Raw genomic sequence first — 18767 nt, 5'->3', positions numbered from 1 at the left:
CCGGCACGATCGCGAAAGCCATTTGGCGAAAAGGTTTTTGACGCCGGCGAAAATCGCGGTGGCGACGAGCGGTGTCATCGGGGCCGTGAACCCACGGCTGCCGCGGATCGTGTCATGTTCAAGGACGTGGACAGGAGGCACGATTCCTTTGGTCGGCTTTGCCATTCACCAGCCCACGCAGGTTGAGCTCGCCGCACCCGATGTGGTCATCATCGGCGCGGGCCCCGCGGGGCTGGCTGTGGCGCGTCAGCTCGAGCACCGGCACGCGGTCAGGTCACTGGTCGTCGACAGCGCGGCCGCGCCAGCGGATTCGTGGCGAAGCCGCTACGACGGTTTTCGGCTCAACACCAGTGGCTTCCTTTCTCACCTTCCCGGACAACGCATTTCGTTGTCCGCCGGCCGGTGGCCAAGCAAGGAGGACATGGTCCGCTATTTCGACAGCTATGTCCGGCGGCAGAACATCACGCTCGCGCTCAATTGCGAGGTCAAGCGCGCTGAACGCAAAGCCGAAGTGTGGGAACTGGATACATCGTCGGGACGAATCCGGGCGCCGTCCGTCGTCCTCGCCACAGGTAGGTATCGCACTCCGGCCATCCCGGCCTGGCCGGGTCTGGCTCATTTCACCGGCGAGATCCTGCATTCCGGCGACTTCGGCAACGCCTGGCGTTTCGGTGGCCAGGACGTCCTGGTGGTAGGCGCGGGTAACTCCGCCGCCGATATCGCCGTGCAACTCGCCGCCGACGGCGCGAAGACCATCTGGCTCGCGGTACGTACCCCGCCGCATCTGGTGCGACGCGCGATCGGGCCGTTTCCGTCAGACCTCTTCCTAGAGCTGTTCGCGAGGGTTCCCGCGAGCGTCACCGATCCGGTGATCGCACGGTTGAACCAATTGATGTGGGGTGATCTCTCGCGCTACGGGTTCGGCCGGCCCCCGATGGGACTCAAGGCGACTGTGGAACAGCGCGGCCGTATCCCCACACTTGCCGATGAACTGATCGACAGGGTGCGGGCCGGACGGGTCCAGGTGGTCGCCGCGGTGGACACGATCGACCGGCACCGCGTGATCCTGGCGGACGGATCGGCGGTGACCCCGGATGTGATCATCGCTGCCACCGGCTTCAGCACGGATCTCGACGGGCTGGTGGGGCGCCTGGACGTTTTGGACCGGGCCGGCAACCCCCGCGGCGGCTTCGCCTCGCACCTCGGCCACGGAATGTTCGCAATCGGATACGGGATTCCGCCCAGCGGCCCGCTGCGAGCGATCCGTCGCCACGCCACACCTCTGGCTCGCGAGATCGCCGCGTATCTGCTCGATGTCAGGAGAATCCCATGCAGTCTGTGCTGAGAACCTTCCATCGCGGCGATCAGGACTACGAATTGGCCCGGTGCCGAACCGTGTGGAACGGCCTTGTCCCACAGCGTTTTCCCGAGGTCATCTGCCGGGTCGACGATGCCGCCCAGGTTCCGGCGGCGCTACGGTATGCACGGGCGAATGACCTCACGGTGGGAATCTGTTCGGGTGGGCGCAGCTGGACGGCGAGCCACCTGCGTGACGGTGGCCTACTGCTCGATCTGGCCCACCTGGACCATTGCTGCGTCGACGCCGAATCGATGACCGCGCGCGTCGGTCCGGGCAAGGACGCCAGCGAGTTTGCGCTCGAACTCGATTCGCAAGGCCTGTTCTTCCCCGCCGGTCATTGCACAGGTATCCGCCTCGGCGGCTACCTACTGCAGGGTGGATACGGCTGGAACAGCAGGATGCTCGGACCCGCATGCGAGAGCGTGATCGGAATGGACGTCGTCACAGCTGACGGCGAACAAGTCTTCTGCGACCCGGAACATCACCCCGACCTGTTCTGGGCCGCTCTCGGCTCGGGCCCGGGATTCTTCGCCGTGGTCACCTCGTTCACCGTGCGGGTTCATCCTCGCCCGCAGGCTTTGGGCACGTGTCTGTACATGTACCCCGTCGAGGTCGCAGACGAAATCTTCAGCTGGGGACGCGCCATCAGCCCCGACGTCGACGACCGGGTCGAGCTGCAGATGGTCACCACACGTGGGCTGCCGGGCGCTGGGATAGACGAGCCGATCATCACCATCGCCGCGCCCGTCTTCGCCGACAGCGACGAGCAGGCCACCGAAGCCCTGGCAATCCTGGGCAGTTGCCCGGTGGCCGACCGGGCCATCACTCGACTTCCCTACGCGCCAACGACTTTGGCCAACTGGTATGCCGCGGTGATGAGTAATTACCCTGCGGGTCATCGCTATATCGCGGATAACATGTTCACGTCGGCCTCCGCGGAAGAACTCCTACCGGGAATCCGCGACATCATTGCGACGATGCCACCGCATCCGTCGCAGTTGGTTGTCACCGGCTGGAACCCGTCGGCGCAACGCGCAGACATGGTCTACGGCCTGGAGGACGAGTTCTACCTGGCGCTGTTCACCGCATGGCGCAACCCCGCCGACGACGAAAAGTACTGCGAGTGGGCGCAATCCAACATGGCGGCGATGTCACACCTGGCGACCGGCATCTCGCTGGCCGACGAGAACCTCTGCCGGCGCGGCGCGAAGTTCATCACCGACGCCAACATGACACGACTTGAAAAGATCCGCGCCAGCTATGATCCGGAGCGTCGATTCCACAGCTGGCTGGTTGACGGCTGAGCGCTGAGCGGATTTACAGCGAGCGCTCGAGGAGGACCTGGCCACTGTCGGCGGCAACCACCTGCACCGAGGCGATCTGCTCCATCGGCGTCGAGATACTGCCGGCCGGGGTCGCGGAGTGGCCGGGTTCGGCCACCCACGTCGCCAACCGGGTCTGGCTGCCGTCGCGACCCACCACCACCATCGCCAACGTGTCATGGTGAGCGTCCGGGGGTGCCAGGCAGTAGCACTTGAGGTTGATGAACGTCCCCCACCGTTCGCTGGACAGCGAAATGGTCGACGTCAGCAGCTTGGTGCCGACCTGGGCCATCTGCTGCGCCGACGTGGTCGGCTGAGAAGGCGTCCCGACGAATCCGTTGACCCCCACCAGCACTCCGATGCCCAGCACCACGGCCGCTGCAGCGGAGGCCAGCCAGGTCAGCCGGGTACGACGACGTCGCCAGCGGACCGTTTCCAGCAACGACGGCAGCAATTCCGGTGGCTTGGGCGCCGGTCCCGCCTCGTTGATCGCGACCACGTCGTCGCGGCTCAACTGCGAGAGCAGCGCCGGGATGCCGCTGAGCACGGCGACGGCTTCCCGGCAGGACGCGCAATCCGCCAGATGGGTTTCGAATTCGCGCCGCTCGGCGCCCGACAACGACCCCAGCACATATGCGGCATCCCACGTCGCGTAGGGGTGCGCGTCCCCGGGCTGATCTGGTTTCACCGGCCAAGTCATGTCATCCACCTCCTGTCACGCTCAAGTTCTCCGAGTCCCGTCATCGGGTGACTCCCAGTTCCTGCAGAGTGAGCCGCAGCGCGCGCACGGCGTAATGCAGGCGCGACTTCACGGTTCCCTCTGCGATATTCAGATCGTTGGCAATCTGAGCGGTCGTCCAGCCACGGTAGTACGACCGCTCGATCACCGCCCGGTGCTCGACGGACAGTTGGGCCATCGCCTCGGCGATCAGCAGCCGATCCAGCGCCGCGTTCACTTCGTCCGGCGTCGACTGCTCCGGCGCGCCCTCCTCGTCGGTCGAGCCGACGACGTTGCGGAACCGGGCGCTGCGTCGATCGTCGATGATCATGTTGCGGGCGACGGTGAACAACCAGGCCCGCGCCGAACGCTCGGTGTCGCCGATGACCTCCGGATGTTGCCAGGCCCGCAACAAGGTTTCCTGGACGACGTCCTCGGACTGGCTGGCGTCGCCGGTCAACCGCAACGCATACCGCCACAACACGGCGGCATGCTCGTCGTAAAGCGCTTTCATCAGAGCGGCCTCAGCAGCCCCGGTGCCGGCCACACGAGCCACCTGATCACCTCCCGTTACTCATACGAGTCATCAGGGAGTTTGGTTCAAACCGTGAGGATGCGCGGACCGTCTTCAGTGACGGCCACGGTGTGTTCCCAGTGCGCGGCGCGTGAGCCGTCGACGGTGGTCACCGTCCACTGATCGTCGAGGACGACGGTCTTTCCGGTTCCCAGTGTCAGCATCGGCTCAATGGCCAGCACCGAACCCACGGCGAGGGTCGGGCCCCGCCCCGGCGAGCCTTCGTTGGGGAGGAACGGGTCCATGTGCATCTGCCGGCCGATGCCGTGGCCGCCGTAACCCTCGACAATGCCGAATGCGCGGTCGTAGCGGGAGGCGGCGGCGTGCGTACCGGTTTCGATGGCATGCGCGACGTCGGTCAGCCGGTTGCCGGCGACCATCGCCGCGATCCCGGCTTCCAGGGAGTCCCTGGTCGCTTGGGACAACGCCGCGTCAGCGGGGATCAGGTTGCCCACCCCGAAGGTGACGGCCGCGTCGCCGTGCCAACCGTCCAGCACCGCGCCGCAGTCGATGGACACCAGGTCGCCGGGCACCAAAACCTCTGCGGCGGAAGGGATTCCGTGCACGACGCGGTCGTTGACCGACGAGCAGATCGACGCCGGGTAGCCGTGGTAGCCGAGGAAGGACGGGATGGCGCCGGCCTCGCGTATCACCGACTCGGCGATCTCGTCGAGACTCAGAGTGGACACGCCGGCCACCGCCGCCGATTGGACCGCTTTCAGGGCGGCGGCAACGACGGCACCGGCCGCCGCCATCGCATCAAGCTCACCGGCAGTGCGCTGCGGTACCACTTTGCGGCCCCGCAGCCGTGCCAGGGCGCCCATGATTACTGACCCAGGACCTGCAACGCGCGAGCGAACACCTCATCCAAGGTACCGACGGCGTCGACGGTCTTCAGCTCGTCGCTGTAGTAGTCCAGAAGCGGCGCGGTTTCTTCGCGGTAGACCTTCATCCGGTTGCGGATGACCTCTTCGGTGTCGTCGGCGCGACCACGGCCGGTGAGGCGGGTCAGCAGTTCGTCCTCGGAGACCCGGAATTCGACCACCGCGTCGATGTCGGTGCCGCGTCGTTCCAGCATCTCGTGCAGCGCCTTGGCCTGTTCCACCGACCGCGGATAGCCATCGAGAATGAAGCCGTTGGCGGCGTCCGGGTCATTGAGCCGGTCGTCCACGAGTTCATTGGTCAGTGAGGACGGCACCAGGTCGCCGGCGTCCAGGTAGCGCTTGGCCTCCACGCCCAGCTTGGTGCCTTCTTGGATATTGCTGCGGAACAGTTCGCCGGTGGAGATGTGTGGGATCCCCAGCTTTTCGGCCAGCTTCTCGGCTTGCGTCCCCTTGCCCGCCCCAGGCGGTCCCAGCAATACCACTCTCACTTGAGGAACCCTTCATAGTTGCGCTGCATGAGCTGACTCTCGATCTGTTTGACCGTATCCAACCCGACGCCAATCATGATCAGAACCGCGGTCCCCCCGAAGGGTAGATTCTGTATCCCGCCGCTGTTGCCGATCTGCAGGAACAAGTTGGGCAGCACGGAGATCACACCGAGGTAGATCGAGCCGGGAAGAGTAATCCGGCTCAGCACAAAGCGCAGATAATCGGCGGTCGGACGTCCGGGCCGAATGCCGGGAATGAAGCCGCCGAATTTCTTCATTTCGTCGGCACGCTCATCCGGATTGAACGTGATCGACACGTAGAAGTACGTGAAGAAGATGATCAACCCGAAATAGATGCTGATATAGACCGGGCTACTGGGATCCGAAAGGTAACTTCCGACGAATTTGTCCCACCAACTGTGGCCGCCACCGCCGCTCCCGCTACGAACCAGCTGAGTGATCAGATTCGGAATGTAAATCAGCGACGACGCGAAAATGACCGGGATAACGCCGGCCTGGTTGACCTTCAGCGGGAGGTACGTCGACGTGCCGCCGTACATCCGTCGGCCCACCATGCGCTTCGCGTACTGGACCGGAATCCGGCGCTGGCCCTGCTCGACGAACACCACGCCGACGATGATGACCAGTGCGGCCGCACACACGGCCGCAAAGATCATCCCGCCCCGGCTCTGCAGGATCTGATTGCCTTCGGCGGGGATGCGGGCGGCGATGCCGACGAAGATCAACAGCGACATGCCGTTGCCGATACCGCGCTCGGTGATCAGCTCGCCCATCCACATCACCAGTGCGGCACCGGCCGTCATCACCATCACGATGACGATCTCGGAGAAGATGGTCTGGTTGGCCAGGATGTCCAGCGAGCAGCCCTGTAGCAAACCGCCGTTGGCGGCCAGCGCCACGATGCTGGTGGCCTGCAGGACGGCCAGCGCGATCGCCAGATAACGCGTGTACTGCGTCATCTTGGCCTGACCGGCCTGACCCTCCTTCCGCAGCTCTTCGAAGCGGGGGATCACCACGGTGAGCAGCTGCACGATGATGCTCGCGGTGATGTACGGCATCACCCCCACCGCGAAGACGGTGAGCTTCAGCAAGGCACCACCGGAGAACAGGTTGATCAGGGAGTAGATCTGACCGGCTTGGCCGCCGCTGGCTTCTTTGATGCACTGCTGCACGTTGGGGAAGTTGACGCCGGGTGAGGGCAGTGCGGCGCCGACGCGGTACAGGACGACGATGCTCAGCGTGAAGAGGATCTTCCGTCTCAGGTCGGCTGTCCGCAGCGATGAGATGAAAGCCGAAAGCACTCTTCCTCCTGCGCAGCCGAACTCTGGTCGCGGCATGCCAACCGGGACTGGCCGGCTGGTTCCAATGTCTGGTCGTTCCTGGGTTCATCTCGCGTCACGCGTCCAAAACCAGCACGCCAAGACGTACGGCCGGCCACGATGCAAGCGCGTCAAACCGTGTACGAGACTAACAGCTGGTGCGTGCTGGTCCGCCCAGGGTGGCCTCCGCTGACAGGAGACGGTCAACTTTTCCGCGTGACGACGATGCACGGCGCAGCCGTGAGGAGGAGTCGCGCAATCCGGCAGGAGCGTACAGTCTGGATGACTCGTTATATTTGCTAAGTATTAGATCGCACTTTTTCGGGAGCAGCTAGATGACTCAAACGGGCAGCGCACGGTATGAAGGCGACACCTGGGACCTGGCGTCCAGCGTGGGCCTGACGGCCACCATGGTCGCGGCGGCACGGGCCGTGGCAGCGCGCGACACCCACGGCGCCGGCGCGGTGGCCTCAGACTCCTACGCCGAGCCGCTGGTCCGCGCGGTGGGCGTCGACTTCTTTACCCGGCTGGCCAGCGGTGAGCTTGCGCTGGCCGAACTCGACGAGGAAACGGCGACCGGCACCGTGCACTTCGCCAATGCGATGGCCATCCGGACCCGGTTCTTCGACGACTTCTTCCGCTCCGCGACGGACGCCGGCATCCGGCAGGCCGTCATCCTGGCCGCGGGCCTGGACTCCCGCGCATTCCGGCTGCCCTGGCCGCCGGGAACCACTGTGTTCGAGGTCGACCAGCCACAGGTGATCGAGTTCAAGACCGCGACGCTGTCCGGTTTGGGCGCCCAGCCCACCGCGGACCGCCGCACCGTGGCGGTCGACCTGCGCGAGGACTGGCCCGCGGCGTTGCGTAAGGCCGGCTTCGACCCCACCCAGCGCACCGCATGGATTGCCGAGGGATTGCTGGGTTACCTGCCCGCCGACGCCCAGGATCGGCTGCTGGATCAGATCGGTGCGCTCAGTGTCCCGGGAAGCCGCTTCGCGACCGAGGGGCTGCTGGACATCAACGAGCTCAACCAGGAGGACCTGCGCACCCGGATGAAGCGGCAGAACGAGCGGTGGAGCCGGCACGGCCTGGACTTCGACATGGCCGCGCTGGTGTATTTCGACGATCGCACCGACGCGGGAACCTACCTGGCCGCTCACGGCTGGGAGACGACCAGCCTGCGCAACTCCGAGTTGTTCGCCCAGCACGGCTTGGAGCCGGCATCCGGTGACGACGCCCCGTTCGGCGAGGTGGTCTACCTGAGCGCGGAGCGGCAGTAACCATGGCGACCACCGAACGCTCCGCCGGAGACAGCTGGGATTTGGCCTCGAGCGTGGGCGCGACCGCGACCATGGTCGCCGCCGCGCGTGCGGTGGCCTCCGCGCAGGACAACCCGATCATCAGCGACCCGTTCGCGGCGCCGTTGGTGCGGGCGGTCGGGCTGGACTTCTTCACCCGACTGGTCGACGGCGACCAGCCGATAGAGCAGGCGCTGCCCGACGCGGCCGACGGACGTGACCTGCAATTCGAGACGGACTCGATCGCGGTGCGCACCCGCTTCTTTGACGACTTCTTCCTCGACGCGGCCCGCAACGGAGTGCGCCAAGCCGTGATCCTGGCCGCCGGACTGGATGCCCGCGGCTACCGGCTGCCCTGGCCCCGCGGCACCGTGGTGTACGAGGTCGACCAGCCCCAGGTCATCGAGTTCAAGAACTCAGCGATGACGGCGCTGGGCGCCACGCCGTCGGCCCACCGCAAGGCAGTCAGCATCGACCTGCGAGATGACTGGCCGGAAGCGTTGCGCCACAGTGGATTCGACCCTTGTCAGGCAACCGCCTGGAGCGCCGAGGGCCTGCTGATGTACCTCCCGCCGGAGGCGCAGGATCTGCTGTTCGACAACATCACCGCGCTCAGCGGACCCGGTAGCAGAGTCGCCACCGAATACCATCCCGATTCGGGCGTACCCATGAGTCAGCGCGCCCAGCAGTTCAACCAGCGCTGGGCGAACCTGGGTTGCGACATCAACCTGTCGAACCTCTTCTACGACGGCGAGCGCAACAACGTCGTCGATTACCTGAACGCGGCGGGATGGACGGTGACCACCCGGCCACGACGGGAATTCTACGCGGACTACGGTCGCGTCTTCCCCGACGACCCCGACTCGGCCACCCTGCGCAACATCGTCACCGTCATCGCGACACGCTGAAGCCGTAGAGGTCGAAGTTGTGCGGCAGCGGCTTGGCCGGGTTGAGCCGATCGCCGGACAGGCTGGTGGCACCGGCGTCGATCAGGTGAGCCAGCACCGCTTGACCCAGAAATATCGACAGGTCCGCTCCGGGGCACACCTGGGGCCCGTGGCTGAAGAAGTTGTATGACCAGTCGTCACCGGCGCCTCCGCTGACCCACTCCCCCGGCGAGAACCGGTCGGCGTACGGGATACGTTGCCGATTGCGGTGATTGAAGACGTTGTAGATCAGCACCTGGCGTCCCTCGGGCAGCACGGCGCCACTGGGGAATTCGACGTCCCGGGTGGTGACCCGGCCGAACAACTGAGTGGTGGGCCACAGCCGCATCGCTTCGAACAGGCAGCCGGCCAGGTACTCCAGCTTGGCGATGCCCGCGGCGGAGCCGATATCCGCGTCGGCCATCTCCGCCTTGACTTCGTTGAGCTGCTCGTCGTGGCTTGATAACACCCCGAGCGTGCGAAATGTGTTGGCGGCCAGCGTGTCTCCCATCGCGAACATCCAGTGCACCAACTGGCCGGCAGGTACGGAGCCGGGGTCGGGCGCCAGCGGGATGAGGGCAGCCAGACTGCCTTCCGGCGGATCGGCGAGATAACCCTCGATCCGCGCGATGAATTCGCCGTACTGCGGCGCGGGTTCGTCGGGCATCTTGTTGCCGGCCGACATCATCTCGCCGAGCATCTCGGTGAGGCCCTCGTCGTCGGCGGCGGGATCACCGAACAGCACCCGACGCGTCAGACGCTGGAACGCCTTGTTGGCCGCCGGCCAGTCGATTTTGTCGCCGGCCAACTCTTGAGCGGTCTGGACGGCGACATCGGCGAACGGTTGCGCAAGCCGGTGTACCGGTTTGCCGGTGTCCAGCACGGCCTCGGCGAACTTGCGCCGCTCCTGCCACTGGCGACCGCCGGACAGTGTCAGCGCGTCAGGCTGAAATGCCCTCATGCCCTTGCGTTTCGCCTCCGGGTCGGAGGCGAACGGGTCGGGAGAGCCGCCCAGCACGAACTTCAGGTCGTCGGGATGGTGCACCAGCAGGGCCTCGTCCTTGGCGACCCGCACATAGAACGGTGCCGGACCGTAGCTGCGCACCATCCCGTCGACCAACCGGTAGCCCAGGTAGTCGGCACCCACGGTGGAAGCGACCCGGCTGGGCAACTCCCGCTTGTTGAACAGCCCCAGAATCACGTTGGGGACGGCGACCTGCGCGGTGAACCTGATGCCTTCCAGGGTGGACGCGTGCTTGAAATCCTCAGCCACGGGTTAGGACCCCCAGGGGATGTAGGCACGAACGGTGTCGGCGAGTTGCACCACCCGGCGCTTCTTTCCCTCCGCCGGCGCACCCAGCTTCGGCCATGGCGCGAACACCCGCTCCACATCGCCGATCACCGTCTCGAGCTCCGGATAGTGGCGCAGCAGCACGTCTTTCATCGTCGTGTGGTTCACCCAGTCGTAGCCGATCTGGGTGTAGACCTCGGGCCGGAAGTCCTTGGTGAAGAATCGGTCACTCTTCAGCCGGCGTGAGGCCATCAGAATGAAGATGCGAAACGCGGTGTCGGAGAAGCCGAAGCCCTTGGGCGGCTGCTCGGCCTGCATCCCGATCTGCAGATCGACCGCATCCACGTCGCCGTTGTAGACCTCGTTGATCTCCTTGGCCCACTGCTTATTGGGCGTGATGTCGTCGATGCTCTTGCGGCGCGGCATCCGCAGGGCTTCGCGGAAGTCGTTGTAGCGGGGCACCCCGCGTTCCCGGTCCCGCACGATGTCCAGCGTGGCCAGGTCGGTGACCTGCCCGTCCACCCGGGTGAGCTGGCGCAGCGCGTTCGGGTAGTTGTGCAGGCACACCGCTCCCGCGCTGGCCAGACCGAACGAGTACCACATGTCGCCGAATTCCATGCGGTCCATGAAGTCGCGGGTGAAACGCCCTTGTAGCTCGGTGAATTCGCGCTTCTCCAGGTGCTCTCCGGATGCCAGCGAGAAGAAGTTCCAGTCGTCGGGAATCAGCGGGTGCATGCGGTAGACCGAGACGAATTCCTCGGTGAGGGAGAACGGGGCGGAATGGTGATCGGTCGGCGAGCCGATGATGCCTGACAGCGCTTCGCTGTCACCGACGCGACCGATGCGGTCGCGGAACGTCTCACCCAGGGCGCCATACCAGTTGGCGTTCATGCCGATCTGCAGTGCGGGGTGGCGCAGGACGCAGGTCGTCCATTCGACGGTGTGGATCTTGGCGATCAGCGCCGAGACCACCAGGACGCCGAGTTCGAAGAGACGCTGGTCGTCGAAGCTGGGGTAGGCCTTCTTCAGGGCATCGCACACGGCGTTGTGTTCACGGGCGAAAAGCGTGTGCAGGATGCCCACTCCGACCCACCAGTTCTCCCGCATGCCGGTGAGGTCGATACCGGGGATGTCGCTCTTGGGCAGTCGGCCGTCGTCGCCGACCTTGATCTTGCCATCGACGAAGGTCCTCACCTCGGCCTGCCGCTCCCGGCCGCTGCCGTAGATCTGCGAGCCGTCCCACCAATGGGTTTCGACGTTGCTGAATACCGGCGCCGGACACCCGTCCACGATCTCGCCGCGCGGCGGGATGGTGCAGCGAATCCGCATCGGATCCTCGGGGAACTCGTCACCCTTGCGCAGCGGGATGTCGATTGTCTTGTCCGCCAGGCCATCGCCATGGAAGAACCAGTTGTGGTTCTCGAACTGCAGCCACGCCGCGGCCAGCGCATTGATGATTCCCGCGGGCTTGAATTCGTCGCGGGCCATCAACCGCCGGCTGATCAACCGTGGGTCCGGGTCGAGCAGTCGCTTGGTATCGGTGACTGTTTTCGCCTGCGGAACGTTGCGCCCGAAGCCGGTTCCTTTTGCGCCCATCCATGGTTCGGAGAGGTCGTTCCACGTGCCGTCCGGGGTGCGGGCCCGCTTGACTTCCTCGGTGGCCTCGCCGAGATCGTCCTTGGGACGGATTCCGTCGCCTTCAAAAAGGTTGTGGTCGCGTAGATCATTGCGCAGGCCGGCCAGCGCCTTGAGCTGCAGAACCAGCGAGGGATGCTCATACCATTGACGACTCACCTGGACCACCGTTCTGTAGAAGTTGCCAAGGCCCATTGGGAGTGCGAGGAAAACGCAAGAGGCATAACGGATTTAGCGCCGATCGGGCATGTTGGCTCAACCGATGGCACATAAACCCCCGCCAGTGGGCTGTGACGGTAATACGGACGGCTCGATCTTAAGCGCGTGTGACGAGCGTGTAAATGAACTGACGAAGACCCCGCGCGGCGTCAGCCGCAGCGGGGTCGCGTCCCGGCGGTGTTACCCGGCGTTGGCCGCAGGCGCCCGAACGACCATCGGCACGGCCGGGAAGGCCCAGGCCATCTCTGAGCGCGACTTGCGCAGCGCCGCCGTGCCGTAGCCCTTCTTCCGGTGCTCGGGATGGATCCAGATCCTGACGTTCACTTCACCGTTGAGGAGTTCACCGAACACCATGCCGACCTTCTCGCCGGCGTCGACGGCCACGAACCAGACGGCCTCTTCGTCGTGCAGACGCTTGAGCGCCTTGCTGATCTCGTCGTCGATGCTGCCGGCGGGTGCACCGGAGCCGTCGCCGGCGGCCTTGATCTCGTCGGTGCGGGTCGTGAAGATGTCACGGTCCTGCGCGGCGGAGAAGGGACGCAGCTCGAGGGTCTCCCCCGAACTTGCCGGCCGGTCGCTGAGGGCGAAGCTGAGTTGCTTGTTCAGGTCGTCGAGCTCCGCGAGGATCTTCGCGCGCGCGTCCTGGGTCAGTTGGTCGAACGACATGCTCATCACGGCTTCGGCAGCAAGGTGCGAGGTACCCAGCAGCTCGACGATGGCCTCGACCGCCGCCGACTTGTTCTTCGCCTCGACGATGGCATCGGCGACCTCGTGCCGGCGCTCCAACGCGGCAAGCAAAGCGTCTGCGATCTCTCGACGGGCTGCGGTCTGGTCGTGATCAGTCATTGCACTAGCGTAGAACGACGGAGCGCGGACCGCGCTACGGGTTAGGCCAGCCGTGATCCGCTCAGCTCCAGGAAGCGGCGGTACCGATCTTTCGTCGGCCCCACCCACTCGGACCGGGGCTCGACCACCCGCTCGACCGCGGCCCACCGGGCCGCGTCGGTGATCACCGATTCCAGGCCCACCGCCATCCGCGCGAGGAACGCAGCGCCCAGCGCGGCCCCTTCGGCCACCGCGGACACCTCGACGGGTCGACCGGTCGCATCGGCGATGGCCTGCATCCACGGTTGCACGCGGGTGCCGCCGCCGGAGGCGATGATGCGGCGCACCGGCGCACCACTCAACTCGAGGATCTGCCGGACCACGAAGCCCGACGCTTCGTAGGCTGCCCGGCGCACGGACGCGGCGTCCTGGGTGAGGTCCACGCCGTGCAGTGCCGCGCGGCGATCGGGATCGTGGAACGGCGTGCGTTCACCACGGATGTAGGGCATCCACACCGGCACCCGCCTCGGATCAGCGCTAAGCGGATCAGCTTGCGCAACAACCCGATCCACCCAGCCGAGGAACAATCCTCCGGCATTGCTCGCCCCGCCGATCTGGCTCTTACCGACCGCGGTGTGCGGAATGGTCCACAGGCCGGGCACCTGCCGGGCCTCGGCAACGGTGATCCACACGATGAGGGTGGTGCCGCACAAGACCAGTACGTCGCCGTCGTGATCGGCACCGGCGACGATCTGCTCGCACAGGGCGTCGATAGCCCCGGTGGCCAGCACCGCCGACGTGCCGCGGACCTGCCCGACCGGTTTGCCGAAGGTCTCGACCCGCGGCATCTGATCGACCGTGGCGCCGCGGTCGGCGAGGGCCGAGGCATTCCAGCCCGTCCCGTCGAACAGTGGCAGCGACGTGATCGCGGTGGCGAAGTCGATCACCGCCTCCCCCGCCAGCGCGTGGTTGGCGACCGCAGGCGCCGGCCAGTACCCGGCCGCACCGGGCGCCTCGGCGGCCGTCCACCGCAGGAACTCGGCGGCCTCGCCGACCGCGGGCACCGGCTGCTCGGCGGCGTCGGGCACCCGGCCGCGGCTGTCGCCGTACAACAGCCCCGGCGTGATGGGTCGGCCTTCGGTGTCGACGGCAGTCAACGACGGGACCATCGACGACACGGCCACCGCTTTGGCATCCGGCCGATTCAGCCGGCCCAGGGCCGTGACAGGTCCTTCGCGCCACGCTTCTTCCGCGTTGTGCTCCAGCCGATCAGGGGCCGGGACCAGCAGCTGATGCGGAATGCGCGCCCGCGCGTGCACCCGGCCGCTCTCGTCGACCGCGACCGCCTTCGCCGCCGTCGTGCCGACGTCGATGCCGATTGTGACGTCTTCGCGTGACACGGGCGCCACGGTACGCCAGCATTGAGTTTCGTGACATCTCGACCACGTGCCCTGGTGACCGCCCCGCTGCGCGGCCCTGGGTTCGTCAAGCTCGCCGAACTGGCCGACGTGGTGTACGACCCCTGGATAGAGCAGACACCGCTGCGCATCTACAACGCTGACCAGCTGGCCGAACGGATCACCGCTGAATCCGCCGATATTGTTGTGGTGGAAAGCGATTCGGTCAAGGGACCGGTGTTCGAACTGGGACTGCGCGCTGTCGCGGCGACCCGCGGCGACCCCAACAACGTCGACATCGCCGGTGCCACGGCGGCCGGCATTCCGGTGCTCAACACCCCGGCGCGCAACGCCGACGCGGTCGCCGAGATGACGGTCGCGCTGCTCCTGGCGGCCACCCGCCGCCTGGTCGCTGCCGACGCGGATGTGCGCAGCGGCAACATCTTTCGTGACGGCAGCATTCCATATCAGCGATTCCGCGGCTGGGAGATCGCCGGGCTCACCGCCGGGCTGGTAGGCCTGGGCGCCGTCGGCCGGGCCACCGCATGGCGGCTGTCGGGACTGGGTCTGCGGGTCATCGCGCACGACCCCTACTGCGACGACGCTCACCACACGCTGGAGCAGTTGCTCGCCGAGTCCGACGTCGTCTCCCTGCACGCGCCGGTCACCGACGACACCGTCGGGATGATCGGAACCGAACAGTTCGCCGCCATGCGTGACGGTGTCGTCTTCCTCAATTCCGCTCGGGCTCAACTGCACGACATCGACGCGCTCGTCGACGCGCTGCAGACCGGCAAGGTGGCGGCCGCGGGTCTGGACCATTTCGCCGGCGAATGGCTGCCCACCGATCACCCGCTCACCGCGATGCCCAACGTCGTCCTGACCCCCCACATCGGCGGCGCGACGTGGAACACTGAGGCACGGCAGGCACAGCTGGTCGCCGACGATCTGGAGGCGCTGCTGTCCGGCGGGAGGCCCGCCCATATCGTCAACCCGGAGGTGCTGGGCAGATGAAATTCGTTGATAACGCGGAAGACGCCGTGCTGGCGGCAGCCAAGGACATGCTGCGCCGAGGGCTGGTCGAGGGCACCGCCGGGAACATCTCGGCCCGGCGCTCCGACGGCAACGTGGTGATCACGCCGTCGTCTGTCGACTACGCGGACATGGTCCTCGACGATCTGGTCCTGGTGGACCCCGACGGCGCCGTGCTGCAAGCCAAGGACGGCCGCATGCCCTCGACCGAGATGCAGCTCCACCTGGCGTGCTATCAGGCGTTCGACGACATCGGCAGCGTCATCCACAGCCACCCGGTGTGGGCCACCATGTTCGCCGTCGCGCACCAGCCGATCCCGGCCTGCATCGACGAGTTCGCGGTGTACTGCGGCGGGGACGTGCGCTGCGCCGAGTACGCCGCGTCCGGCACTCCCGACGTCGGCGCCAACGCGGTCAAGGCATTGGAAGGACGGGGCGCCGCTCTCATCGCCAATCACGGCCTGGTGGCCGTGGGACCGCGACCCGACAAGGTAATGCACATCACCGCACTGGTCGAGCGCACCGCGCAAATCGCCTGGGGCGCAAGGGCACTGGGTGGATTCGTGCCGGTACCTGAGGAAGTGAACCGGAACTTCGCCGGTGTGTACACCTACCTGCGCAGTCTCTGATCCATCCGCCGACTGTGCATTCTGCGACGCGACACGCGCAGAATGCGTCGTGTAGTTCCCACTCGCCGAGGAGGACGTGATGGGTTCGGTTGAGCTGGGACGCGCCGTCGTGACGCGGGTGCTGGAGCTGCGGTTCGACCTGCCGACCCGGGCCTTTCCGCACACGCCGCCCGGCCGGTGGCGCGACAACGCCGACCTGCTGGCGCCGGACTTCTTCGACCCCGATACCGATCAATGGCACATCGCGATCCAGAGCTGGGTGATCGAAGTCGACGGACTGACGGTTGTCGTGGACACCGGCGTCGGCAACGACCGGACTCGCCCGCAGATGCCGCCGCTGGACCACTTGAACACCGGCTACCTCACGGCGCTGCAATCGGCCGGCGTCGACCGCAATGCCGTCGACGTGGTGGTCAACACCCACGTCCATTCCGATCACGTCGGGTGGAACACCATGCTGCACGACGATGCGTGGTTGCCGACATTCCCGAACGCCCGGTACCTGGTGCCGCAGGCCGACTACCGGCACTTCCACCCCGACGGGGCAGCGGCACAACAGGATCCGCGCACCGAGGAGGAAGCGCTGCAACAGCTCGGTAACCGGCTGGTGTTCGAGGACAGCGTCCTGCCGGTGGATGCGCAAATCGTCCAATGGTCAGACGACTACGAGATCAGCCCTGCCCTGCGATTACGCCCCGCGCCGGGGCACACCCCCGGATCCTCGGTGCTGTGGCTCGACGCGGGCCGGCCGGCGGTCTTCGTCGGCGATCTGACCCACAACCCGATACAGGTGCGCCGCCCCGACGACCCCTGCGCCTTCGACATCGACCAAGGCGCCGCCGCCGTTACCCGCCGCCGGATCTTCTCCGAAGCCGCCGCGGCCGGGGCGGCCGTCGTACCCGCGCACTACCCAGGACACGGAGGCGCAACGCTGCGCACCGTCGCCGACCGCTTCGAGGTCGACCAGTGGCTGGACATCGAGTCGCTCTAGCTCAATGTCACCGGCACGGACTCGTACACGGTCATATTGTTGGCCAGGTGCGGTAGCCGGAGCCTGGGTTCGCCGAGTTCAATGTTGTTGGTAGGCAGCAGAATCTCGTCGAGGGCGGCCCTGACCTCGGCCCGGGCCAGCATCGCCCCCAGGCAATGATGGGCACCTCCGCCACCGAAAGACTGGTGCGGGTTGGGATCACGGCGGATGTCGAAGCGATAGGGATCAGCGAAGACGTCCTCGTCTCGGTTGGCCGAACGCAGCATGGTGACCACCCGTGCGCCCTGCGGAATCATGGTGTCGCCCAGCACCACGTCCCTGGTCGCCCCACGCACCCAGAAGATGATCGGCGTGGAGTAGCGGATCACCTCCTCGACCGCGGTGGCCCGTGCCTGCGGATCATCGCGGTAGACCGCCGTTTGGTCGGGGTTCGCGACAAAGGCGCGAATGCCGTCACACAACGCATTTCGGGTGGTGTCCGCCCCGGCCAGACCGAGGATGAAGAAAAAGATCTCCAGCTCGTTGGCGGGCAGCAGGAAGGTCTCCCCCGATTCCGCGGTGATCTCCGTGGTGCACAGCGCGCTCCAGATGTCGTCCACGGGATGTTCACGTTTATGGGCGGTCAACTCGCTGGGGTACTGGAACAATTCGAGGAAGGGCATCAAGTCGTCACCATCGGGAACCGACAGTTGCCCGCCCGCGGTCTTCAACACTTTGTCGATCAGTTCGAACACGCGCGGCCGGTCGGCTTCGGGAATCCCGACGATATCACCGATCACCGAAATCGGAAGTCCCGCAGCAAGATCGACGAATTCGCCACCACCGTCGCGCAGCAGCGCGCCGGCCATTTCCTTGGCCCGGGCGCGAATGCCGTCCTCCAATCTCGCCACGGCTCGCGGCGTGAAGGCACGGGTGATCACCCGGCGGCGGACGGTGTGATCCGGCGGATCCAGACTCACGATGGCCGGGTACGCGTCGAACAGGGGTACATCCTGGATCAGGGGGCCGCGGGTGGCGGTGAACGACTCGTAGTCGCGGTGCACCCGCGCAACGTCGGCGTGCCGAGTGCAGACCCAGAATTCGCGGCCGACAGCCGATCTGACGTCGTCGGTGAGTTTTTGGTGAAACACCGGGATGCGGGCGCGCAACTGCGCGAACAGCTCATCAGGGAACTCCGACGCCCACAGTTCAGGGTCGGCAAGATCGATCGCGGTATCCGTCATGAAGCCTCCGTTATCTCGTTGCGCAGACCGCTGAGGATCAGGCGTAAGCCGTAGGAGAACGCGCCGTCGCTGGGCCCGTCGGCCGTGCGGTGCAGATGTTCGAGTTGCACCGAGCCCAGTAGGTGGACGTACAGCGCCGCGTGTGCCGCCTCGAAATACTCTGCCTGCAGACCCGATTCGTGCAGGATGCGGCGGGTGGCGCGGTCCATCTCAGTCGCCGCCGCGGTGTGCGGATGCCCCTGCAACAGGCCGGCGATGCCCGGAACTTCGACGAGCACCTGCCACGCGTTCATGTAGAGCGCGACCAGCCGGGATTCCCAGTCGCCCTGCTGTGGAACCTGGATCTGCGCCAAAACCGATTCGATCAGCAGATCGAGCAGTTCGGACTTGTCGCGTACGTGGTAGTACACCGAGGACGGCCTGGTCCCCGCTTCTGCCGCCAGCTCGCGCATCGTCACCTTGTGCACGCCGACGCGTTTGGCCAGTTGCCACAGGTGCTTGATCAGATGCTCGCGATCCAGAGCGCCGTAGCGCAATACCGGCGCTTCCATGCCGCCCCCATTTCGAACAGTGTTCTGATTAGAACAGTGTTCGAGTCGGGCTGTCAACGGTTAC

The 18767-nt window shown here is 66.0% G+C and carries 18 protein-coding genes; 7 read left to right on the top strand and 11 right to left on the bottom strand.

All coding sequences use genetic code 11. From position 1 onward, the window contains the following. Positions 1-148: 148 nt before the first annotated feature. Positions 149-1345: a flavin-containing monooxygenase gene (locus C0J29_RS05920; RefSeq protein ID WP_242460362.1), complete on the top strand. Its 1197-nt coding sequence runs from the start codon at positions 149-151 to the stop codon at positions 1343-1345. Further along, positions 1330-2664: an FAD-binding oxidoreductase gene (locus C0J29_RS05915; protein WP_120791761.1), complete on the top strand. Its 1335-nt coding sequence runs from the start codon at positions 1330-1332 to the stop codon at positions 2662-2664. Before C0J29_RS05920 ends, C0J29_RS05915 begins: the two co-directional genes overlap by 16 nt. Positions 2665-2677: 13 nt before the next feature. Here C0J29_RS05915 and C0J29_RS05910 read toward each other — a convergent pair whose 3' ends face one another. From C0J29_RS05910 to secY, 5 genes are read right to left on the bottom strand one after another with little or no spacing between them, the layout of a single operon-like run. Then, entirely contained in the window at positions 2678-3382 is a 705-nt protein-coding gene (locus tag C0J29_RS05910) for an anti-sigma factor family protein (RefSeq protein WP_065043593.1), read from the bottom strand. 40 nt (positions 3383-3422) lie between these two features. After that, positions 3423-3956, bottom strand: a complete 534-nt coding sequence (locus C0J29_RS05905; protein WP_082977834.1) for a sigma-70 family RNA polymerase sigma factor — start codon at positions 3954-3956, stop codon at positions 3423-3425. A 44-nt stretch (positions 3957-4000) separates the two neighbouring features. Then, positions 4001-4798, bottom strand: coding sequence for a type I methionyl aminopeptidase (gene map, locus C0J29_RS05900; protein ID WP_120791760.1), 798 nt, complete (start codon positions 4796-4798; stop codon positions 4001-4003). A 2-nt stretch (positions 4799-4800) separates the two neighbouring features. Then, a complete protein-coding gene (locus tag C0J29_RS05895) occupies positions 4801-5346 on the bottom strand; it encodes an adenylate kinase (protein WP_055580309.1) in 546 nt (181 codons plus the stop codon). Beyond that, positions 5343-6668, bottom strand: coding sequence for a preprotein translocase subunit SecY (gene secY / locus C0J29_RS05890; RefSeq protein WP_055580310.1), 1326 nt, complete (start codon positions 6666-6668; stop codon positions 5343-5345). Before secY ends, C0J29_RS05895 begins: the two co-directional genes overlap by 4 nt. 353 nt (positions 6669-7021) lie before the next feature. Between secY and C0J29_RS05885 the strand changes: the two genes are divergently transcribed. Together C0J29_RS05885 and C0J29_RS05880 are read left to right on the top strand one after the other, a co-directional pair. Next, positions 7022-7966, top strand: coding sequence for a class I SAM-dependent methyltransferase (locus C0J29_RS05885; RefSeq protein ID WP_120791759.1), 945 nt, complete (start codon positions 7022-7024; stop codon positions 7964-7966). A gap of 2 nt (positions 7967-7968) precedes the next feature. After that, complete coding sequence (locus C0J29_RS05880) at positions 7969-8892, top strand: SAM-dependent methyltransferase (protein ID WP_120791758.1); 924 nt, start codon at positions 7969-7971, stop codon at positions 8890-8892. On the opposite strand, the gene C0J29_RS05875 is transcribed toward C0J29_RS05880, so the two are convergent. From C0J29_RS05875 to C0J29_RS05860, 4 genes are all read right to left on the bottom strand, one after another. Beyond that, the gene (locus C0J29_RS05875; RefSeq protein WP_120791757.1) at positions 8876-10183 is read right to left on the bottom strand and encodes a cytochrome P450; all 1308 of its coding nucleotides are present in this window, start codon (positions 10181-10183) and stop codon (positions 8876-8878) included. The two genes, C0J29_RS05880 and C0J29_RS05875, sit on opposite strands and share 17 nt — an antisense overlap. 3 nt (positions 10184-10186) lie before the next feature. Then, positions 10187-11995, bottom strand: coding sequence for a peroxidase family protein (locus C0J29_RS05870; RefSeq protein WP_231513598.1), 1809 nt, complete (start codon positions 11993-11995; stop codon positions 10187-10189). Positions 11996-12235: 240 nt separating this feature from the next. After that, the gene (locus C0J29_RS05865) at positions 12236-12901 is read right to left on the bottom strand and encodes a GNAT family N-acetyltransferase (RefSeq protein ID WP_065043564.1); all 666 of its coding nucleotides are present in this window, start codon (positions 12899-12901) and stop codon (positions 12236-12238) included. A gap of 41 nt (positions 12902-12942) precedes the next feature. Beyond that, positions 12943-14280, bottom strand: coding sequence for a xylulokinase (locus tag C0J29_RS05860; protein ID WP_065164097.1), 1338 nt, complete (start codon positions 14278-14280; stop codon positions 12943-12945). Between the two features lie 30 nt (positions 14281-14310). Between C0J29_RS05860 and C0J29_RS05855 the strand changes: the two genes are divergently transcribed. From C0J29_RS05855 to C0J29_RS05845, 3 genes are all read left to right on the top strand, one after another. Beyond that, on the top strand, positions 14311-15291 hold the full coding sequence (locus tag C0J29_RS05855) for an NAD(P)-dependent oxidoreductase (protein WP_120791756.1): 981 nt from the start codon (positions 14311-14313) through the stop codon (positions 15289-15291). Continuing rightward, positions 15288-15938 (top strand): L-fuculose-phosphate aldolase, encoded by a 651-nt coding sequence (locus tag C0J29_RS05850; RefSeq protein ID WP_065043566.1) that lies wholly within the window; start codon positions 15288-15290, stop codon positions 15936-15938. Before C0J29_RS05855 ends, C0J29_RS05850 begins: the two co-directional genes overlap by 4 nt. Before the next feature lie 79 nt (positions 15939-16017). Continuing rightward, positions 16018-16929 carry an MBL fold metallo-hydrolase gene (locus tag C0J29_RS05845; RefSeq protein ID WP_120791755.1) on the top strand — a complete coding sequence of 304 codons (912 nt, stop codon included), beginning with the start codon at positions 16018-16020 and terminating at the stop codon, positions 16927-16929. On the opposite strand, the gene C0J29_RS05840 is transcribed toward C0J29_RS05845, so the two are convergent. Together C0J29_RS05840 and C0J29_RS05835 are read right to left on the bottom strand one after the other, a co-directional pair. Further along, positions 16926-18152 (bottom strand): cytochrome P450, encoded by a 1227-nt coding sequence (locus C0J29_RS05840; protein WP_120791754.1) that lies wholly within the window; start codon positions 18150-18152, stop codon positions 16926-16928. The genes C0J29_RS05845 and C0J29_RS05840 overlap by 4 nt on opposite strands. Then, positions 18149-18703, bottom strand: a complete 555-nt coding sequence (locus C0J29_RS05835) for a TetR/AcrR family transcriptional regulator (RefSeq protein ID WP_120791753.1) — start codon at positions 18701-18703, stop codon at positions 18149-18151. The genes C0J29_RS05840 and C0J29_RS05835 overlap by 4 nt, the downstream gene beginning before the upstream one ends. Positions 18704-18767 lie beyond the last annotated feature (64 nt).

The organism is Mycobacterium paragordonae (assembly GCF_003614435.1).
Classification (GTDB): domain Bacteria; phylum Actinomycetota; class Actinomycetes; order Mycobacteriales; family Mycobacteriaceae; genus Mycobacterium; species Mycobacterium paragordonae.
This window is presented reverse-complemented; position numbering and strand designations above follow the sequence as displayed.

Coding starts and splice junctions, on each gene's coding strand:
- C0J29_RS05915 (WP_120791761.1), top strand. CDS start 1,330: ATGCAGTCTGTGCTGAGAACCTTCCATCGCGGCGATCAGGACTACGAA.
- C0J29_RS05910 (WP_065043593.1), bottom strand. CDS start 3,382: ATGACTTGGCCGGTGAAACCAGATCAGCCCGGGGACGCGCACCCCTAC.
- map (WP_120791760.1), bottom strand. CDS start 4,798: ATGGGCGCCCTGGCACGGCTGCGGGGCCGCAAAGTGGTACCGCAGCGC.
- C0J29_RS05885 (WP_120791759.1), top strand. CDS start 7,022: ATGACTCAAACGGGCAGCGCACGGTATGAAGGCGACACCTGGGACCTG.
- C0J29_RS05880 (WP_120791758.1), top strand. CDS start 7,969: ATGGCGACCACCGAACGCTCCGCCGGAGACAGCTGGGATTTGGCCTCG.
- C0J29_RS05865 (WP_065043564.1), bottom strand. CDS start 12,901: ATGACTGATCACGACCAGACCGCAGCCCGTCGAGAGATCGCAGACGCT.
- C0J29_RS05850 (WP_065043566.1), top strand. CDS start 15,288: ATGAAATTCGTTGATAACGCGGAAGACGCCGTGCTGGCGGCAGCCAAG.
- C0J29_RS05845 (WP_120791755.1), top strand. CDS start 16,018: ATGGGTTCGGTTGAGCTGGGACGCGCCGTCGTGACGCGGGTGCTGGAG.
- C0J29_RS05840 (WP_120791754.1), bottom strand. CDS start 18,152: ATGACGGATACCGCGATCGATCTTGCCGACCCTGAACTGTGGGCGTCG.
- C0J29_RS05835 (WP_120791753.1), bottom strand. CDS start 18,703: ATGGAAGCGCCGGTATTGCGCTACGGCGCTCTGGATCGCGAGCATCTG.